The organism is Rhizobium grahamii CCGE 502 (genome assembly GCF_000298315.2).
Classification (GTDB): Bacteria; Pseudomonadota; Alphaproteobacteria; order Rhizobiales; family Rhizobiaceae; genus Rhizobium; species Rhizobium grahamii.
Genome location: NZ_AEYE02000035.1, coordinates 25,383 through 44,724, shown reverse-complemented (window position 1 = coordinate 44,724; position 19,342 = coordinate 25,383). Strand labels below are relative to the sequence as shown.

At 60.9% G+C, this 19,342-nt stretch carries 12 protein-coding genes; 3 read left to right on the top strand and 9 right to left on the bottom strand.

The window, feature by feature from the left end; genetic code table 11:
* Positions 1 to 31 precede the first annotated feature (31 nt).
* Both paaI and paaG read right to left on the bottom strand, forming a co-directional pair.
* A complete protein-coding gene (gene paaI, locus RGCCGE502_RS27625; RefSeq protein ID WP_016557511.1) occupies positions 32 to 481 on the bottom strand; it encodes a hydroxyphenylacetyl-CoA thioesterase PaaI in 450 nt (149 codons plus the stop codon).
* Positions 478 to 1,272: a 2-(1,2-epoxy-1,2-dihydrophenyl)acetyl-CoA isomerase PaaG gene (paaG, locus tag RGCCGE502_RS27620; RefSeq protein ID WP_016557510.1), complete on the bottom strand. Its 795-nt coding sequence runs from the start codon at positions 1,270 to 1,272 to the stop codon at positions 478 to 480. The genes paaI and paaG overlap by 4 nt, the downstream gene beginning before the upstream one ends.
* 100 nt (positions 1,273 to 1,372) lie before the next feature.
* On the opposite strand from paaG, the gene paaN reads away from it, so the two are divergent.
* The gene (paaN, locus tag RGCCGE502_RS27615; RefSeq protein ID WP_016557509.1) at positions 1,373 to 3,031 is read left to right on the top strand and encodes a phenylacetic acid degradation protein PaaN; all 1,659 of its coding nucleotides are present in this window, start codon (positions 1,373 to 1,375) and stop codon (positions 3,029 to 3,031) included.
* 107 nt (positions 3,032 to 3,138) lie between these two features.
* Positions 3,139 to 5,193: a 3-hydroxyacyl-CoA dehydrogenase NAD-binding domain-containing protein gene (locus RGCCGE502_RS27610; RefSeq protein WP_016557508.1), complete on the top strand. Its 2,055-nt coding sequence runs from the start codon at positions 3,139 to 3,141 to the stop codon at positions 5,191 to 5,193.
* Between the two features lie 168 nt (positions 5,194 to 5,361).
* Here the strand turns inward: RGCCGE502_RS27610 and RGCCGE502_RS27605 are convergent, their stop codons facing one another.
* Entirely contained in the window at positions 5,362 to 5,733 is a 372-nt protein-coding gene (locus tag RGCCGE502_RS27605; protein ID WP_016557507.1) for a hypothetical protein, read from the bottom strand.
* 389 nt (positions 5,734 to 6,122) lie between these two features.
* Here RGCCGE502_RS27605 and RGCCGE502_RS27595 point away from each other — a divergent pair, with 389 nt between their 5' ends.
* Positions 6,123 to 7,004, top strand: a complete 882-nt coding sequence (locus RGCCGE502_RS27595) for a right-handed parallel beta-helix repeat-containing protein (protein ID WP_244441815.1) — start codon at positions 6,123 to 6,125, stop codon at positions 7,002 to 7,004.
* Between the two features lie 32 nt (positions 7,005 to 7,036).
* Here the strand turns inward: RGCCGE502_RS27595 and RGCCGE502_RS27590 are convergent, their stop codons facing one another.
* From RGCCGE502_RS27590 to RGCCGE502_RS27570, 6 genes are read right to left on the bottom strand one after another with little or no spacing between them, the layout of a single operon-like run.
* Positions 7,037 to 8,326 (bottom strand): tetratricopeptide repeat protein, encoded by a 1,290-nt coding sequence (locus RGCCGE502_RS27590; RefSeq protein ID WP_040675799.1) that lies wholly within the window; start codon positions 8,324 to 8,326, stop codon positions 7,037 to 7,039.
* Positions 8,327 to 8,350: 24 nt separating this feature from the next.
* A complete protein-coding gene (locus RGCCGE502_RS27585; protein WP_016557503.1) occupies positions 8,351 to 11,218 on the bottom strand; it encodes a tetratricopeptide repeat protein in 2,868 nt (955 codons plus the stop codon).
* A 12-nt stretch (positions 11,219 to 11,230) separates the two neighbouring features.
* Positions 11,231 to 11,506, bottom strand: coding sequence for a hypothetical protein (locus RGCCGE502_RS36850; protein WP_141652429.1), 276 nt, complete (start codon positions 11,504 to 11,506; stop codon positions 11,231 to 11,233).
* Positions 11,490 to 14,453 carry a tetratricopeptide repeat protein gene (locus tag RGCCGE502_RS27580; RefSeq protein WP_016557502.1) on the bottom strand — a complete coding sequence of 988 codons (2,964 nt, stop codon included), beginning with the start codon at positions 14,451 to 14,453 and terminating at the stop codon, positions 11,490 to 11,492. Before RGCCGE502_RS27580 ends, RGCCGE502_RS36850 begins: the two co-directional genes overlap by 17 nt.
* The gene (locus RGCCGE502_RS27575; RefSeq protein WP_016557501.1) at positions 14,450 to 15,622 is read right to left on the bottom strand and encodes an alginate lyase family protein; all 1,173 of its coding nucleotides are present in this window, start codon (positions 15,620 to 15,622) and stop codon (positions 14,450 to 14,452) included. Before RGCCGE502_RS27575 ends, RGCCGE502_RS27580 begins: the two co-directional genes overlap by 4 nt.
* Positions 15,619 to 19,320 carry a right-handed parallel beta-helix repeat-containing protein gene (locus tag RGCCGE502_RS27570; RefSeq protein WP_244441805.1) on the bottom strand — a complete coding sequence of 1,234 codons (3,702 nt, stop codon included), beginning with the start codon at positions 19,318 to 19,320 and terminating at the stop codon, positions 15,619 to 15,621. The genes RGCCGE502_RS27575 and RGCCGE502_RS27570 overlap by 4 nt, the downstream gene beginning before the upstream one ends.
* Positions 19,321 to 19,342 lie beyond the last annotated feature (22 nt).

Genomic DNA, 19,342 nt, shown 5'->3' with positions numbered 1-19,342 from the left:
CTGTCTCCTCCGAGATAAGCGGCCGGCGGCTTTACGCCTCTTCCGGCAAAAGAGTGCCCTTGACGGTGCGCGAATGGCCGCGGAATTCAGCAATGTGCGCGCCGTTCTGATTGGTCACGTTGATATCGTAGATGCCGCCGCGGCCGCGTCGCGAAACCTCACGCGCCGTCGCCATCAACCGGTCGCCGGCAAAAGCCGGCGCGATATAGGTGACCGAGCAATGCTGTGCGACGGCACGCTGATTGTATGTGTTGCAGGCAAAGGCGAACGCGGAATCAGCCAGCGTGAAGATATAGCCGCCATGGCAGGTTCCGTGTCCGTTGGTCATTTCCGGTCTGATCACCATCGAGATCACCGCCAGGCCGGGCGCGACGCGGTCCCTTCTCATGCCGAGGTGGCGCGTCGCATTGTCCTCTCGCCACATCGCATCCGCACAGGCATCGGCAAGCGCCTGTGCCGTCAGAACCATCCTGTCCGTCATCGTCCCTTAAACTCCGGCTTGCGCTTGTCGAGGAATGCGGCAACGCCTTCGGCGTAATCGGCACTCCGTCCCGCCTCGCGCTGCAGATCGCGTTCGAGTTCAAGCTGCTCATCCAGCGAATTGGTGGCGGCCGCCTGAATGGCGCGTTTGGTCATGCCGAGGCCCGTTGTCGGTCCGGCTGCGAGTTTGGTGGCAAGAGCCGTGGCTTCATCGAGAAGTGCCGCATCGTCGACCGTCTTCCAGATCAGGCCCCAGCCCGCCGCCGTTTCAGCGTCGAGCGGTTCGGCCGTCAGAGCCAGCGCCTTTGCGCGCGCCTCACCAAGCAAACGCGGCAGGCTCCAGGTGCCACCAGAATCGGGTACCAGCCCGATCTTGGCAAAGGCCTGGATGAAGCGCGCCGAGCGTGCTGCCAGAGTGATGTCGCAGGCAAGCGCGATATTGGCGCCGGCGCCAGCGGCAACGCCGTTCACGGCACAGACAACGGGCTTGTCGAGTGTCCTGATCAGGCGGATCAGCGGGTTGTAGAATTGTTCAATAGTGCCCCCAAGGTCCGGGGCTGCGCCACCCTTTCGTGGATCACGATCACTGAGGTCCTGCCCGGCACAAAAGCCCCGGCCACTACCGGTCAGAAGCACAGCGCGCACCGCGGCGTCGTTATGGGCGCGCTCGAAGCCGGTGCGCAGCGCCAGGTGCATGTCTTCGTTAAAGGCATTGAGCTTGTCGGGACGATTGAGCGTCAAAACAAGGACGCCATCGGCAAACGCCGACAGGACTGTGTCGGATTCGGACATGTTTCCTCCAGTTCCGCCAGGATCGGACGGTTAAGAAAAAACTCTTGCATAAACCGACCGGCCGGTCAATTATAAATCCGCACGATGAGAGGAACATGTGATGGATGCCCTTTTTGACCGACACCAGTCGACACTTGCCTCTGCACTGAAGGCCGCGCAGGAGCGCGGCTACTGGTCGGCCTATCCTGAAACCCCAAGCGGCAAGATTTATGGCGAAACCGCCAAGGACGACGGCCTGGCATCCTACAACGCGAGGCTCGCCAAGCCTTTCGACCTGCCCGATCATCCCGGGACGGGGAAAGTCGGCACGGAAGTCTCCCCATTCGGCTCGGCGCTCGGCATCACCTATCCGGCATCCGATGCCAGCACCCTTGTTGCCGCCTCGCAGACAGCGGCACCCGCATGGGCAATTGCCACGGTAAAGACCCGAACCGGCATCTGCCTCGAAGTTCTCACGCGCCTCAATCACCTGAGCTTTGAGATCGCCAATGCCGTCATGCACACGACGGGGCAGGCCTTTGCCATGGCGTTCCAGGCTGGCGGACCGCATGCACAGGACCGCGGCCTGGAGGCCGTTGCCTACGCCTTCGCCGAGATAACCCGCACGCCGGCTCAGGCGGTCTGGATCAAACCGCAGGGAAAAGCCGAGTCCATCGTTCTTCAAAAGCATTGGCGGGTCGTGCCGCGTGGCGTCTCGCTGGTGATCGGCTGCCAGACCTTCCCTACCTGGAACAGCTATCCCGGCCTGTTTGCCAGTCTTGCCACAGGCAACACAGTCATCGTCAAGCCGCATCCGGGCGCGATCCTACCGTTGGCGATTACCATTTCGGTCATCAGACAGGTACTTGCCGAAGAGGGATTTGACCCCAACATCGCGCTTCTCGCAGCCGATGCTCCCGGTGCAGAAATCACCCGCGATCTCGTTGAGAACGACGCTGTGAGGATCATCGACTACACCGGCTCGAGCAGTTTTGGTGACTGGGTGCGCAAGAATGCCGGGGAGGCAAAGGTCTACACCGAAGAAGCCGGCGTCAATTCGATCGTCGTCGCCGCGACCGACGACTTTGCCGGCATGTGCGCCAACCTCGCCTTTTCTCTCTCGCTCTACAGCGGCCAGATGTGCACCGCTCCGCAGAACATTTATGTCCCGAGGAGCGGCATCGATACGAACGAGGGCCACAAGAGTTTCGACGACGTGGCGAGGGGAGTTGCCGCTGCCATCGACGACCTTCTTGCCGACCCTGCACGTGCTGCCGGCGTCTGTGGGGCAATCGCCAACCCGGCGACCCTAGGGCGGATCGAAAAAGCCCGCAGCCTCGGAACGCTCATTCGCGACTCTGCCCCGATCAACGCCGGGGATACGCGCACGGCAACACCCCTTGTCCTTGGCGTCGATGCCGACCAGACGAATGCGCATGAGGAAGAGCGCTTTGGCCCGATCGCCTTCATCGTCGCAGTCGCCGATGCCTCCGATGGCATTGTGAAGGCGGCAAGCCTTGCCCGTCGGAAGGGCGCGATCACGGCGGCGCTTTATGACACCGACGGGACCAGGATTGAGGATGCCGTGGACGCGTTTTGCGCAGCCGGCGTCAATCTTTCGATCAATTTGACGGGTGGAATCTTCGTGAACCAGAGCGCAGCGTTCAGTGATTTCCACGTCACAGGTGCAAACCCCGCAGGCAATGCCAGCCTCACCGACGCGGCCTTTGTGGCAAACCGGTTCCGCATCGTTATGTGGCGCCAACCGAAGGCGGCCTGACCAGCTTTGCGAACGGGCAATCGCATGGAGCCTGTTCCCTTCTGAACTAAAGGAGGTGCAGAGGGGATGCAAACAGGCACATTTGCAGTGCAGACGAGGATGCGACAATGACGCTGACAATCAAGCAGTCCGGCAATATCGCCGTGGTGACCGTCGACAATCCGCCGGTCAACGCCCTGTCGCAGGCTCTGCGACAGGGTCTTTGGAGCGCCGCCGAAACGTTGGACAGCGATCCTTCGGTTGAGGCCGTGGTCCTGATCTGTGCCGGACGGACATTCATTGCCGGAGCTGATGTCAGTGAGTTCGGCAGACCGCCCCTCCCTCCTCACCTTCCAGATCTCGTCACGCGCATCGAGAAGGCCGCCAAACCGTGGGTCGCGGCCGTTCATGGCAGTGCGCTTGGAGGAGGGTTTGAGGTGGCGCTTGGCTGTCGTTTTCGCGTCGCCACCCCATCGGCGAGCGTTGGCCTGCCGGAAGTTCGGCTGGGGATCGTTCCGGGCGCCGGCGGCACGGTGCGACTTCCGCGTCTCGCCGGACCGGCACTCGCCGCTGATATGATAACCTCGGGCCAACCGGTCAGGGCCGTGCGGGCTCAGGAGCAAGGGTTGATCGACGCTGTTGTCGAAGACGACCTCGAAACCAGCGCGATCGACTTCGTCCGCCTGGCACTCGATCGACCCCTTCCGCCTCCTCTTTGCGAGCGAAGCGTACCTGTTGTGGATGCGAGCTTTTGGGAAACCACCGCAAAAACAGTTGCGCAGCGCGCCAAGCGGGAGGAAGCTCCCCTTCGCGCCCTCGACTGTGTCCGCAAGGCCTCGGAAGGCGGGTTCGAGGCTGCAATGAGGTTTGAACGCGAGACCTTTCTTGACTTGCGGGCCTCGCCCCAGGCCGAAGCGCTGCGCCACGTCTTCTTCGCGGAACGTGCGGCGCCAAGACCGCCAGAGCTTCGCGCAACAACACCGCGACAGATCAGGTCTGCTGCTGTCATCGGCGGTGGAACAATGGGTGCCGGAATCGTAGCCGCATTTTGTGATGCAGAATTGCCAGTTACACTGGTCGAGCGTGACAGTGCAGCACTCGAACGCGGACTTTCCAATCTGCGCTCGATCTTCGAAGGCTCCGTCAAACGCGGCAAAATCAGTTCCGACGTTGCGGAGAAGCGGCTTTCGGGAGTGACTGCCACGACCGATTATGGGACCCTCGCCGACGTCGATCTCGTCATCGAGGCCGTCTTTGAGGACCTTGACGTCAAGCGCGACGTCTTCAGCAGACTATCGGCAGTTTGCCGCCCCGACGCTCTGCTTGCCACCAACACCTCCTATCTCGATCCCGAGCAGATCGCGGCCGGGATCAAGCATCCGGAGCGCTTTCTCGGCCTGCATTTCTTCAGTCCGGCTAACGTGATGAAACTGCTGGAGATCGTGCCGACACGGGATACGGCTGCGGTTACGCTCGCAACCGGGTTTTCACTTGCTCGCATGCTGAACAAGATTCCGGTTCGTGCCGGCATCTGCGATGGCTTCATTGGCAACCGGATCTTGAAGGTCACGCGCGCACAGGCGGAACGCCTGCTGTTGTCCGGTGTGGCACCGCAGGCGGTCGATTCCGCCATGCGTCGCTTCGGCCTGCCCATGGGCCCCTTCGAGGCCCAGGACCTCGGCGGCCTCGACATCGCCGCGTTCCAGCGTCAGGCTGCACGGAAAAGGGGTGAAACGCCCTTTGCACCGGTCGCGGAGCGGCTCTGTGGGTTGGGTCGCTTCGGACAGAAGAGCGGCGGTGGATGGTATGACTACGAAAAGGGCGACCGGACGCCCAAGCCATCAGCTGCGGTCGAACGGATTATCGCCGCCGAAGCCGCATCAACGCCGCAACGAAAGTGGCGCGAAGACGAGATCATCGATTGCATCGTGCTGCCCATGATCAACGAGGCCACAAAAATCCTCGACGAGACGATTGCCGCAAGGGCCGAAGACATCGATCTCGTTCAAATTCACGGTTACGGCTTCCCGCGCTTCAGGGGCGGCCTGATGCATTATGCCGAGAAGCGGGGAATTGGCGATGTCGTTGCCATACTCGAGGGTTTCGCCGACGAAGGACTTGTGGAAGGCCCCTGCGACCTTTTGCGAAGGAGCGTAAATTCTGGCCGCCTCGGCTCACCATAGCTCAGTGTTCGATGGAGGCCGCCAACCTGCCACATCGAATGGGCAGTTTCGGCCTTTCCATGACCGGACGAGCCGTCCTTATCGTGAGGGAATGCCGGGGCGCGCAAGTGCGTTCGCCTGGTCCTGATGCGGAAGGCTGAAAGCGGACAACAGGTCGGCATCCTTTGTCTATCTCGGAACGTCGAGCTTGTTGATGGCAAAGGTATAGTTGCTCCCGGTACCGCCTCGGGTGACGACCAGCTTGCGCGTCTTCGTCACGATCCGCGCGAAGTTTCCGTCTGTTGTTATCGATCGAGCGGTCGAGATCGTCGCGTAGTTCTCGCCGGGGAACCGTTCAGGGCAGGCCTTTCCGCCGAGCCCATAGATACGCGCGCCGCCGCTTTCGTATCGTTGTTGGATCGGTCGGCCATTCGCATCGGCAAGGACCTTACAGCCGGGTGCGTTCGGCACTGGAATGATCCGATACCAGGGGCTGTCGGCAAGCCCGACCGCTGCGGACAATGACAGAGTGGCGGAGGCAACAAGGACGAGTTTAAACATGGTTCATCTCCTTCGATGTCGATCCCAAAAGGCGATGTCGGCCGGTGGATCGACGGGACTTCACGTTTTTACGAGCAGGCGGCGAAATATTTGTCTCCTATCCATGATTTGACAAAGTCTTGCGTTAAACCGGCATGGTTGGCCGTTGGCCGGACTTCAAAAGAACTGCCATGGGAAAGCCTGCTTGCACCGCCTGCCTCAATCCGTCGATGAAACGCGAGAGACATGCAATGGCCCCTCCATCCCCGTCCTGTCGTCTTGCCTTCCTTGTAACGCTGGTTTGTGCATGCATGGCGTTTGCCAATTCCGGGTTTTCGGCGACCATTGATGTATCTCCATCGGGGAGCCGGACGATCCAGTCGGCGCTTGACAGTGCTGGGCCAGGGGACGTGATCCGGTTGAAGCCAGGGATTTACTATCAGGACTTCAAAACGGTTCGGGACGGCAAGCCAGGCAATCCGATTATTGTCACCGGTCCGCGCGCCGCGATCGTCAAGGGTGGCGGAGCACCAAGGGTGATCGAGATCAATCATGACTTTCTCGAATTGCGGGGCTTCACGGTTGACGGAAAATTCGGCGCGCGCCACGACAAGGGCAGTTACCGGGACAAGCTGATCTATGTCGTCGGAAAGAGGCCCGGTGACGGTGTGACGGGACTTCGCATTGTGAACATGTTGGTCATCAATGCCGGCGGTGAATGCATTAGGCTCCGTTACCAGACGCGTCGAAACGAGATTGCCTATTCCAGGATCGGCAATTGTGGCCTCTATGACTTCGCCTTCAGGGGTGGCGGAAAGAACGGTGAGGGAATTTATATAGGCACCGCGCCCGAACAGCGCGGCGCCCACGGCGCGCCGGATCGGGCCATCGATGCCTCCGACGGCAACCACGTGCATCACAACGTCATCGACACGAACGGCAATGAGTGCGTCGACATCAAAGAGGGGTCGAGCCGCAACATCGTCGAGCATAACCGGTGTAGCGGCCAGAAGGACAAGCATTCCGCCGGCTTTGATTCTCGCGGGAACAACAACGTATTCCGCTATAATACCGTCAGCAACGTGAAGGGGGCGGGTGTGCGCCTCGGCGGCGATAGCGAAACGGACGGCATCAACAATGACGTCTACGGCAACACCTTCCGGAAAGTGGGAGTCGGCGTCGTCAAGGCGCAGCGTGGACCCCAAGGCAAGGTCTGCGGCAACACACTTGACGGTGACGGCAGGAAAACAAAAGCGGGAAAATTGAAGCTGGAACCGCTGCGTAACTGCTGATCCGATCTCAGGCAGGCACCCTGCTGCGGCGCTCAATTCGATGACAGCTTCTGGAGTGCAGCTCGCGCCAATGGATATCCACCTGTCGCGGACTTCTCGAGCCATTGGCGGCCCCTGGCGTCATTCTCGCTATCGCCCGTCGACTGCAGCAACATCATGCCAAGAAGATACTGGGCTTCGGGATCATTCTGCCTGGCCGCATTCTCGCGATAGCTTTCCGCTTTCTCGAGCGAGGCGTCGACCCCTGTTCCGTAGTAATAGGCGTTGCCAAGTGCCTTCGAGGCTTGTGCGTAACCGCTGTCTGCGGCGAGGGTCAGACTTGCGACGATCCGGTCTTTCGTCGCCTTGTCGAGATCCGAGCGGGCAAGCGCCCGGGACAAATAGTCGACGGCCTCGGTGTCGCCCCTCGTGGCCAGCGTCTGGAACATTGAAACAGCCTCGCTGACCGCCTCCGGATTGCTCCTCTTCCACAGGACCTCTGCCATGACCTTGAGCGCATTCGGGTCGACCTTTGGACCGGCGGCCCGGATCGCCGCCATTGCCTTTTCCTGCGTGGGAGCATCGTAGTCGAGATTGAGAAGCTGTTTTGCCGGCCGGCCGGCATCCGCCGGATTGAGTGTCATCGATTGCAAGAGAAGGTCGGCGCTTGCCGCCATGTCCTCGTCGCTATTGCTCAACACGACGCGCTTAGCCATCTCGGTGTAGAGCTTTGCCCGCCGTGCCGGCTCAAGGCGGGCGGCCCATTTCTTGGCCTCGGCAATATTCCTCGGCGTGCCGCGACCTTCGACAAGCGCAAGGGACGTTGCCTCGATGCCCTTTGCGTTTCCGACGACCGCCGCCCAGCGATACCATTTATAGGCGACTGCATCATTCCGGGGAATGTCCTCGCCTTCGAAGTGGATCAATCCATAGGCCGCCACACAGCTTTTGCATCCGCGCATCGCTTCGCTTGCAAGAGAGCGAAGGACGGCCGGTGTCCTCTCCCCGAAGCTATAGTCGTTCATCAGAACGCCCTTGGCGAGTAGACGTGTGGCATCCCGGGAGGTAGGCCCGGCGAGCAGAAGCGCGAAGCCGTAATCGGGATCGCGCACCATCCTGTCCTTGGTTGTCAGGGCTGCCGTGGCGATCAACAGCCGCTTCGGCAGGGAAAGCTTCGTTGCCGCTGAGACGTCGGGCCAGCCCTTTGCGATCCGCATCGCCTCGAAGTTTGCATATGTTTCGACAACGGGCTTCGGCGTCGGCTTGACGACCTTGGCCGAGGTGGGCATGGCCCCCGCTGTTACCATCAGAGCGGCTAGTACTATGCAAAGGGTGCTCTTCATGACGCCTGCTCCTGCATTCAATTTTCATTTTGCCCGGTCAGTCGATCTCACAAGCCATCGCTGCGCCTCTTCGGAATCGGCCTTCGTGCCGAAACCGATCTGCAGGGCGATTGCGTACTTCTCGAATGCGCCGCGGTACCCGGCATGCGCCGCCTTCGCGAGCCATTCGGTGCTCTTTCTGTCGGAGTGTTCGAACCCATGGGTGCCTGCCGCATAAAAGTCGGAGACGTTCAGCATGGCAGGCCCACTTCCGAGCGAGGCTGCCTTGAGGGTCCAGCTCTTCGCCGCCGGCGCAAAGGCGGGGCTGCCTTCGGCGAGCCTGAGATAGAGCCTGGACAATAGGCTTGCGACCTGAGGCGAATTCTCCGCCTCGAGATCGCGCAGCAGGGTTTCGACCTTTGCGTCGCCGCTTGTCGGATCATTCAGCGAGCTCTGCTCGGACAGGATCTCCTTCACCAGGCTTTCCAAGGCACCCTCGTCTCCGAGCCTTGCGCTCCTCACGAGCCAGAGGTAGCTGTTCTTGTCGTCGCGAGGCAGACCGTCGCCGGCTCCGTACATCCGCCCGATCTCGCGCATGGCCTCCCGTTTTCCACCTTCGGCGGCGCTTTTGAGTAGCTCGATTGCTCTTGGCTTCTCGGCCGGGCGTTCGTTGAGAAGAAACCTTGCGACCTGGTACTGCGTGGTCGGGTCTCGCATTGGCGCTGCCATGACCCTTTCGAAAAGATTGACATAATCCTGCTTGAACTGCGGCAAGGATCGCATCGCCAGGGCAGCCTGCACCTGTTCCTTTTCCGAGCAGAGCGGCCGGTCGAGGACAGACTTGAGGATGGCGACCTTCCGATCGTCGCGGGCCTCGAGTTCTGCCTGCACGAGGGTGGCGCGCAGATCGCCTGTGGCGATCGCCCGGGCGAGCCATTGCTGCCAATCCATCCCGCCTCCGTCAGCAGCCGCCACCTTCATGTCCACCAGTCGCAGCATGGCCGGAACGCTCCCCTTGACGGCTGCGGCCGCAAAGAGGGACGTTGCCTTGCGGGGATCGGGTTCGAGTGTCGGATCGGCGTCGATATAAAGCCTCGCCAGTTCGAAAAGCAGATCTGGGTTGCCTGTCGGGGCAGACGATTCGAGGATCGCCCGCGCCTTCACGGCATCGCGTTGTTCGGGAGCATCGGGCGACAGAAGCGAGCGCGCCTCAGCCAAGGTCGCAACGGCGGGGTCGGCCGTCATGGCGCGCCTGTGCCAGGCTTCGGCAGCATCGCCATCTTTTTGCGTGCCCTTCCCGTCGCGGTAAGACAGGCTGATGCGCATCATGGCTTCCACGTCGCCCTGTTCGGCCGCCTGTCTGAGAAAGCCGACCGATGCTGCGTTTCCGGCATCTGTCCGTTGGGCTAACGCCTCATCCGCCAAGGCAAGGAGGCTCCCCGCGTTGCCCGCGGCCGCGGCCTTTTCGAGCCAGGCATGGGCGATCTGAGGGTTCTTCTCGACGCCGGCGCCACAGCTATAAAGCGACGACAGTTCGCTCATCGCGACGCCGAGGCCCTGTTCGGCGGCAGCCTTGAGATAGCCGAGCGGATCCTCCTCGAGCCTGATGGACGGCTTCGCTCCTGACGAAAGCCTGTATAGCTCGAATGCCGATAGGGACGATCCACGATCGACGGCCTTCATGAATATCTTTTTGGCACGCTCGAAGTCAGGAGCACTGGCGCTGCTGGCATAGAGCATGCCGAGCCGTTCCAGCGTCCTCAGATTGGCATCCGGCAGTGCGGCCGCCTTCTCGAGGGCCTGCAGCTCGAGACCAGTATCGATGCCGGCTCCGTAGGCTCCGCGATAGTAGGATGCCTTCATTTCGTAGGCGCGCGGGTTGTTCCGGTCTGCCTCCGCTGCAAGCAGGTTGAATGCCTCGGTCTTGCCGCTGCCCTGCGGCGATGACGAAAGCAGAAGATCGGCAAGGGCAAGCCGGCTTGCGGAATGGCCAAGCGCCGAGGCCTGCCTGAGCAGGTCGATGGCCTGTTGCCTCTTGACATCATCATTGTCCTGCAAATAGCGACGCGCAAGCGTCGACATTGCCCTGAGGTCGCCGAGTTTGACAGCCGCCTGCAGCCATTGTGCGGCTCCCGCCCCGTCATCGAGCCCCAGATCTGGATCGGTCATGATATCGGCAAAGGCGGTCAGGACGCTGCAATCGCCCGCTCCCAGCCTTTCCGACAGCTTCGCCACCGCGCGGTTCAGATAGACATGGCTTTCGTCTGGGGTGCTGGAGAGGGCAGGATTGCGGAAGTAGAGGCGCGCAAGCTCGAGGTCGGCGGCAGGATCACCGGCATTTGCCGCCGCTGTCAGGTAGGCCCGAGCCTTGTTGGCGTCGGCAGTAACAACAGACCCTTCGCGATACAGCCGGCCAAGGAAGGTTCCCGCCTCGATCGTACCGCGCCTGATTGCGTCGGTCTCGACCTTGACGATTTCATCGCCATGAAGAGAAGCGTCATCCTTGTCGGCGAGAATGCGGCCATAGAGGTGCAGTGCCCGTCCGGATCCTGCAAAAGGAACCTCCGTCAGGTAACCGGCAATGCGCTCAGCGGTTGCCGGGCTTCTTGAAAAGCGACTATAGGGATTGAAGAGCGTCTGGGCATCCCTCAGCATGTCGTCCGGCGAAACCGTGCTGGCACTCTTGCCATTCCAGTTGCTCCAGTTTTTCGGCGCTGGCACGGCGGGCGGCGCGATGCAGAGGTGCGAGTAGTCGAAATCGGGGCTCAACGGGATCAACGTGCCCGGAGCGGCAATGGCGTCTGTCGCAACGATCGCGGGATAAACGGCGAGCATCGCTGTCACTGCCAATCCGTAAAGAGCCCTCCTCCCGCGAACCTGCACCGCATTCAATTTCTCGTTTCCGTTCGCCATGCCAACGTCACCTTATTGCTTCCGGTCGCCGTTGTTCTTGCCTATGGTCGCCTTTCCTCTGCGCAGCAGGCGCTGACGCGCTTGCGAGAGGATTTCGTCTCTCACGAGGATGACCCAGTCGTTGGCCGGGCCATGGGCACGGCCACGTGCCGGAACAATCAGCGCGGTGCATGCCATTACCCGCCAATTGCTCTCAGGATTTCCTTGCAGGTTCAGGCCGCCGAGCGGCGGACGTGGTATTCGCCTGCGAAACGTGACGCTGCGTTGGCGCTCACTCTTCCACACCATTGTCATCCATCCCTTTGTCTTCTGCCCCCTGCAACGATCCGGAAGAGCTGCCTCCCGCTTCCATTATCTTGAGTTTCTTTGCCGCCTGGACGTGCTTCAGCTCGCGGGCCTTCTTCAACCACTTGATGGCCTCGGCCCTGCTCGCATCCGTATTGTCGGCTTCGAGCTGCAGGGCGAGATGAAACATTGCCGAGGTGCTTCCCGCATTGGCGGCGCGCAGCTGCCATTCCAGCGCCTTTTCAACATTGCTGTCGACACCGATGCCGAACTGGTAGACCTCGGCCAGCCGGTACATGGCGTCAGAGGCATCCCATCCCGTGCCGGCGGAGGCCCGTTCCAGCCAGAGAATGCCCGCCTCGGGATCGCGTTGAGTGCCGAAACCGGATAAGAGCGCGATGCCGGCCCCGATCATCGCGGTGACATGACCTTCCTTTGCACCGCGCATGTTCAGCCGGAATGTTTGCGATGCATCGACATCGGGTCCGACGGCTGAGCCATAAGTCTCGGCAAGGTCGTGCCAGGCAAATGCATAGCCATGCTCGGCTGCCGACCGCAGCAGTTGAAGGCCCTTGTCTTCCTTCTTTTCGACACCGCTGCCCCACATGTAGGCCATCCCGAGATCGCGTGTCGCCATCGGACTGCCGGCATCGGAGGCAATCTTCAGGTTGTTCGCGGCGACCGCGAGATCGCGCGCAACGCCGCGGCCCTCGCGATAGGCGCGCGCCATGCGCATGTTGGCGGTCGCATCTGTCGGGTGGAGCATGATCGCTGCGCGGTAGTAGTCGACTGCGCGCTTTTCGTCGCCATTGACAAACTGGCCGTCCATGAAGAGATCGCCCAGTTTCAGGAGGGCATCGATGTCACCTTTCTGCGATGCCTGTTCAAGCAGCTCGAGGCCGGCTGTAACATCCTTGGCAATGCCTTTCCCCTCGATGTAGGCATCGGACAGAGCAACGGCGGCGCCGGGAATTTTGGCACCGGCAAGTTCACGCAGCATGATCGACGCCTTACCATTCAGCCTGACATCAGAGGGCATGAGCATGGCACTTGCCAGGCGTACTTTCTCGCGTGGAACATCGCTGACGGTCTTGAGCGCGAGGCGCAGCCATTCGGCGCCGACATCAGGATCCTGGGCCCGCTCCGACAGATATTCGTAGAGTTCGACCGCGGCCGGACTGTTTTTCTTCCGGGCCGCTGTGGTCAGTCGGCTGATCGCTTCGTCGAGCTTGCCGTTCGCCTTGAGAAATCTCGCCATTTCGACCGGGGCTTCCCGGTTTCCCGCAGAGATCGCATTCGAGAATGCTTCATGCGCGTCCTTAAAGGCGCTTTCTCCGCCCCGCGAAAGGTAGAGATTGGCAAGGTTCACCAGGGCGTCGGTCGCACCAAGCGCGATTGCCTTCTTGTAGAGCGTCACGGCCTTGTCGAAGTCTTGTCGAACCAGCTTGCCGTCCGCATAGGCCTGGGCCTCCTTGAGCATGGCGCTTTCGCTACCGGCACGCGAGGCGCGTTCGATGAAGGGAAATGCTTTCATGCGCGTGTCGCTGTCGGGAGAGGAAAGGTAGACGTCGGCAAGGCGATTGAGGACCTCGACCGACTCGGCGTGCGCAAGTGCCTTGAGGTAGTAGTCGATGGCTCTCGTCTCGTCGACGGCGCCAAGGACGCCTTTTGCATACATGTCGCCAAGCAGCATTTGCCCGGTAACGCTGCCTTTTGATGAAAGCTCCGACAGTTTTGCGGCGGCAAGGGCCACATTTTCATGGCTGCGCAGAGACGGGACATCGATGACAAGATGCGCGAACCGTGTCAGCGCCGCGCCCGATCCGTTTTCGACGCCAAGCCTGAAAATGTTTGCCGCGCGCGTCTGGTCGATGACGACCCCGGTGCCGTCCCGGAAGCTCTCGCCGATCCGGACCAGGTCCTCGGGAGCCACACGACCGGACATGGTTGCTCCGTAAAGGGCGTCCGATGACGTCCGTCGCTGCTCGGCCGTCTCCTGCAGAGACCGGGAATAGTAGAGAACCGCCGTCGCATCCTTGGCGTCGATCAGCTTTCCGATCCATACGTCGTAAACTGCGGGCGGAACGGCGAGCGTACCGGCATCTGCGAAATCCCTCACCAGCTCCTGTGCAGCCTCTATCGACCCAGCGCGCGCGGCCGCCTCGTACTGCTTGACCGCAGCGGCCGGATCAAACAGAGGGGAGTCCGGATTTCCAAGCAGCCGTGCGACCCACAGGGCGGCCGTCTGCTGTCCGAGTTCCGCCGACTTGCGATACCAGGAGAGCGCCTTCTCCTGGTCCTCTGTTTTATCCGACAGTCTGCGATAGTAACCGGCAAGATCGAATGCGGCGCCAGCGTCGCCGCGCGCTGCCCGCTGGCCAAGAAGATCGATGCCGAATTGCGTCATAGCGGCGGCCTGTTCAGGGGTAGAGCCGGCGAGCTTCGCAAGCTCGAATGCTGCCGCCGCGTCACCGAGGCGCAGGGCAAGACTGAGGTCATCACGGGCTTCTGCGATCCGCTCTGGACGCGATGCTAGCCTCTGTCCGCGAAGAAAGGCGGCTTCGGCATTGCCTGTCTTGATGACATCGGCGAGCAAGGAAATCGCGCGGTCGACATCGACTGGTCCCCCCTCACCGCCAAGCATCATCTTGGCGAGAAAAAGCTTGGCTTCGGCCTGTCTTGCACCCGGCATCGTGACGGCGGCCTCGAGTGCCTGGCGTGCCTTTGGAAAGTCTGGAACCCTGAGCGGATTGTCGACCGAGACCGCATTCCCGCTTTGCAATTGCCTGGCGAGCTTAACAAGGCCGTCGCTGTCATGCTGCTGGATCAGGAGATCGACCTGCTGTGCCGGTTCTGCCGTCGGTTCATCGGCTGCCAGGACCGGCGTCGAAAGGCCGAGACATAAGGCTGCAACAAGAACATTTGGGCGGCGTTTCCGGCGATCGGTCATCCTTGCCTCCAGAAGCAGGTGGCGTTGCCACCGGCGAATTCATCGATGAGAGGACGTTCGTTGGCGCCTTCCCGCTCGAGGAGAGCACTCGCACGCCGGCCAGGAAAGTTCTCTGGCTCGCGGACGGCGATGGCTTCGAGGAAGGCGAGATAGTGGCGCCCGTTGCCCCGGTTTTCCAGAAAGCCGAAATCCGGCTTCAGGAAATCCTGCTCCGGACCTGGAATATAATTCTCCGCCGAGTAGGCGTTGACGAGGATCGGGTTGGTCATGCCGTTCATCCAGTAGGACAGCACCGTCCACATGGATTTTTTAGAACCATCGGCCGCGGCCGTGGAATCGAACAGATTGTCGCCCGCGCCGTTTGCGACTTCGGCCATGACGGTCATGCTCGTCAAGGATTGGCGCATATACCAGAGCGCGCGCGCTCCGCGGCGGGTTTCGAGAGGCAGGCTGCCATCCGCACGCGCATCATCAAGGATGATGCGGAAGCGGTCGATGCCTTTCTGATAGAGCGCCCTGTCGCCGGTCAGGCTTCCCCAGGCCATCAGCACGCTATCGGCCAGATAGCGGTGATTGTTGTAGTCAACGCTCCCTTCGAATATCTGGTCGGTGCGCCGAACCAGCGGATCGATCCAGGCAACGAGCTTCTGCTTGTCTTCATCGCTGAGGCCATCGCGGATGATGGAGAAGGCAACGACGGTCGGCAGCATCAGCCGTTTCAGGGCGTAATAGGCGTCATGGACCTTCTCGGTTTCGGAAAATGCGCCGGCGTCGGCCCATTTCAGCAGAAACCGCTTCAGCATGTCCTCCGCACGCTTGTCGCCTGCGAGCGCGCGGCCAGACAGGACCATGACAGCAAAGGCATACTGATTGCCGGACCGGTCGGTTCCGTAGCCTTCGGTCGTGGTCAGTCCCTTGATGACGTCAATGTCCATCCATTTGGCATCAGCGTCGACCGCAAGACATGCCGTGCGTGCGTCCGACGATGACTTCTGCGCGAGGAAGGCCTTGCGAGCTGCAACGTCGAAGAGACCCTGGTAGCCGCTGTCCATCGGCTGCGAACCAGCTGCCAGCGTGTCAAGCGGCAATATTGCCCCGCTCGCTAAGAAGAGCGCCAGGATGGCGAGCCCGTGGCGCACAGCCATGAAGGTGGGAGCCACTTTTTTCACGTGTTGTCTCCTTTTGTGTGGAAGCCGTCGAACTGCACCGAGCCATGCGCATCCGTGCAGTTGCCGGCCGCCTTGCTGTCAAAGAAGAGGCTATCGTTTTCCCCGAGCAGCCTGGCCTTTCTGAATGCACATTGGTAGTTCGCCGGACGCAGCGGCCGACATGTGGATGCGATGGCGACGGGTTCATGCCCGTTGAAGCGCAGGACGTGTCCCTCAAAGGGACGAGCGTCGCCGTCGAGCAGACGTCCTTCCTGGTTTTGGAATTCGTTTTGCGAAAGCGTCACACCGGAAACGCCATCCGCCTTGATCCCTTTGCCATTGGCGGAAATCAGATTTCCCGTCGCCGTGAAGGTCGTCAGCGGCACATAGGGATCCATCACCAGATCACGCCTGTGCTCGTCCTCCGCGAGAGCCAGATCGCTGATGTAGCCGCTGATCGCCTCGAGCTTGTTGCTGACGATTGTATTGTCCCTGACGGCGATATCCCAGCTGTTGCGAAGCCTGATCCCGGACCGGCCGTTGTCGACGAAGGCGTTTGCGACGGCAAGATTGCAACTGCTCTCGAAGAAGGTCAGTCCGTCCTGGTCGTTTTCGAAGGAGAAGTTGCCGTAGAGAAGGTTGTCGACGCTGTCGCGGTCCAGCATCAGGCCGGAACCCTTGTTGTGGAAGACGACATTGCCGACCTTCCAGCTTGCGTCGACGCCCCGCGAGATGATGATCCCGTGCTTCACCATGGTATCATGGGCGGTGTTGAGCGCGATCAGCAGTCGCTGTGAGCGGTCGTGTGGATCGACCGCGTAAAGAACGTTGTTCGCGTATTCGTTGCCAACAAGCGATATGTCGTCGGCTTCGTATGAGTAGAAGCCGTATTCGAAATTGTGGAAGTAATTCTCGACGACAATGCCGGTCGGGTTTTTCAATGTATCGCGCGCCTTGGCTATGGCTTTCGGACCAGCTGAAAAAGTCAGCCCGAAGGACTTCGAGGCTGCATAGCCCAGCGAATTAAGGACCGATCCGCCAACATACATTTCGGAATTGCTCCAGCCGACGATGAACGGCCGGAACGTTCCGCGCGTGGCCTTGTTGGAGCTCCTCGCCTCCTGCAAAATCTCGTCCCACGACGTCACTGTCGTGTCCTGGATGTAGAGCTTGCCGGCGACTGCGACGAAGGCTCCGGCGGTTGCGGACAGGCGATAGACGGAAGCCTCCTGTCCGGATAGGATAAGGCTCGCTGCCTCTCCGACAAGCAAGGGAGCGCGAAGCGTCACGACATCGCCATCCCGTTCTACGAGCTGCGCGCCGGCAACGCTGTCAAGCTGCGTCGCCAGGCTGCCGAGGGTATAGATCCCGCTCTGGATGACAATGATCCGCGGATAAAGCAGGCCCTGCGCCCGTGCGGCATGAGAGAGGCCGGTAAATCCGCCGGCGAGATCCTCCATGAACTTGCTTTCATAGGGACTGAGGTTCCCAAGCGTTATCGATACACGGCCCGCGACAGGCAGCGGAATCATTGCGCGCGTGGTCGCTGCAGTCTTGCTGATATCGGGATAGCCGTATCCGGCAAGCGGCGGCGGCATCGACGTCGTATGGAGCGACATCCTGCCGTCGCTGAAGACCGACGTGGAAACGCTTGCGAGGGTTTCCTCGTCATCCTGCGGCAAGGTCAACTGTGCCCGGTAGTCGGCCGGCTCGCCCTTGCCCATCCCGAAACCAAGGCGGTCGAGATGAGCAAGCTGAACTTCAGCGATGGCGCGAAACGTTTTGACGCGCAGCATCGGATCGCGAATGTCGCGGGTCGACAGGACAGCTGTCTTGACATAGGCCGGATCGCTTGCGGCTGCGACCAGCACCTCGGCCCTGAGGGCTTCGCCGCCCGCTGAGGGCTGGGTCTCGAGATAGGCGAACGCACTCTTGGCATCGCCGGACAAGGCGGCGCGGCTGGCAATGCGTCCGGCCGCCTTGGCCTTCAACTTCTCATCGGAGATCTTGCCAACGAGGGTCTTGGCAAGCTCGATCTGGTTGGACTTGGACAGGTAGTCGATGATGTCGAAATAAAGGTCATCGCGTTGTTCTGCCTTGCCTATGCCGCCGGTGAAACTGATCGCCTGACCGATGACGTCGCGGGCCCGGTCCCCACCATTCTTTCCGGACATTTCCTTTGCGAGGCGCAGCAGCGCTTCAACACGATACTCCGGCTCCCTGATAGAGGTTGCGAGGCCGAGCGCATCATCGATTTTCCCGCTGCGAGCAATGACGCGAACAATTTCCGACTGTACGCGGCCCTTGTCTTCATCGTTTGCGATCTCGTTCGCGATCCTGGCGGCCTGATCAAGATCGCCCGCCCTTGCCTTGGCGCGTCCTATGCCTGAGAGGGCTTGCTCCCGGTCCTTCAGTTCCGCAATCTTCGGCAGAAGCGCCTCAGCCTTCGTGAGGTCGTCGCTGTCTGCAAAAGCTTTCGCAAGGTTGCCGAGGGCATTTGACGCGCCTGCAATGTCCTTCAGTTGATCGGCAAACGAGGTGGCATCGTCAAAGCGCTTCAGATCGGTCGCGCCACTGATGGCAGCGATCAGCGCTGCTTCCTTCGCCTCGCCGCTCAACCCTTTGGCGACGATCGTACCTCGTTCATATTGCTCACTGGCCATTTTTGTCAGGCCGCGATCATCGAGTTCGGTCGCAAGGATGAAGTCGATCTCCGCGAGCCCCGGGCCGCTGTCCATCGCATCGGTCATCGCGGTCGCATCGATCAGGCGATTGGCATCGACACGGTTCTTGACGATGCGAACGATGAGGTCTTCCTGGTCGCTCCTGTCGGAGAGACTGGTTGCCAGCACCGGGAAAAGGTTTACGGCGTTCACCTTGAGCGCAGCGTTCAGAACCTCGTTCACGGCATCCGCGCGGTGTCTTGACGATTCCGGATCGACAGCAAGGGCGAGAAGCAGGGCTTGCTCCATCCGGCCGGCGTTGAGCTCGGTTCCGATCGCGGCGGAAATCTCTTCGAACTTGGCGTCCCTGACATCCTTCTTGCCGATTTTCCGATCGCCGAGGATCCTAAGGGCAACATCGTAGCGAGCAAACCCACGCATCCGAGTCGGCCACATGCCACTGATCGCCTTGTTGATGATTTTCGACGTCAGCATCGGTTCGACATAGGACCCAACCTGGGCGATGTCGTTCAGGGCTGCATTCTTTTCTTCCGCCCCGGTCAATTTGGCGGTCTCACCAATCGCCCGCTCGAGGAGGGCAAGCGCCGCGTCATGATCGCTTGCGATCTGGCGGGCATAAAAGGCAAGGGCCGATACCTTGAGCTCCGGGGCCGACAGCGCTTCGATCAGATCGTCGATCTTCAACCGCGTGGCGATCCGCTCGTCGGGATCGAGGCCCTTGTCGGTCAGACTGGACAGTGTCGCGCTCAGCGATCCCGATGTCACGACATCTGGCGTGATGCCATCCGTCTTCAGATCTTCGATGCCCGTTCGGGCAGCCTCGTCACCGCTCTGTGCCGCCTGAGTGAGCGCAGTCAGTTCGTCGCGGGCCCGCTCATAGGCCTTGACGCGCTCGGCAGGCATCTTGGCCTTGTCGACGTCAAGGACGGACTGTCGGATCCTGTCGACGATTTCGCCGGCGCCATCAGCTGCCTGCGCTAATGCCGGGCCAAGACTGGCAGCGAACAGGACGACGCCAGCCAGGCTAGCAGTCATCAATTCTGCAAGGGATCGCTTT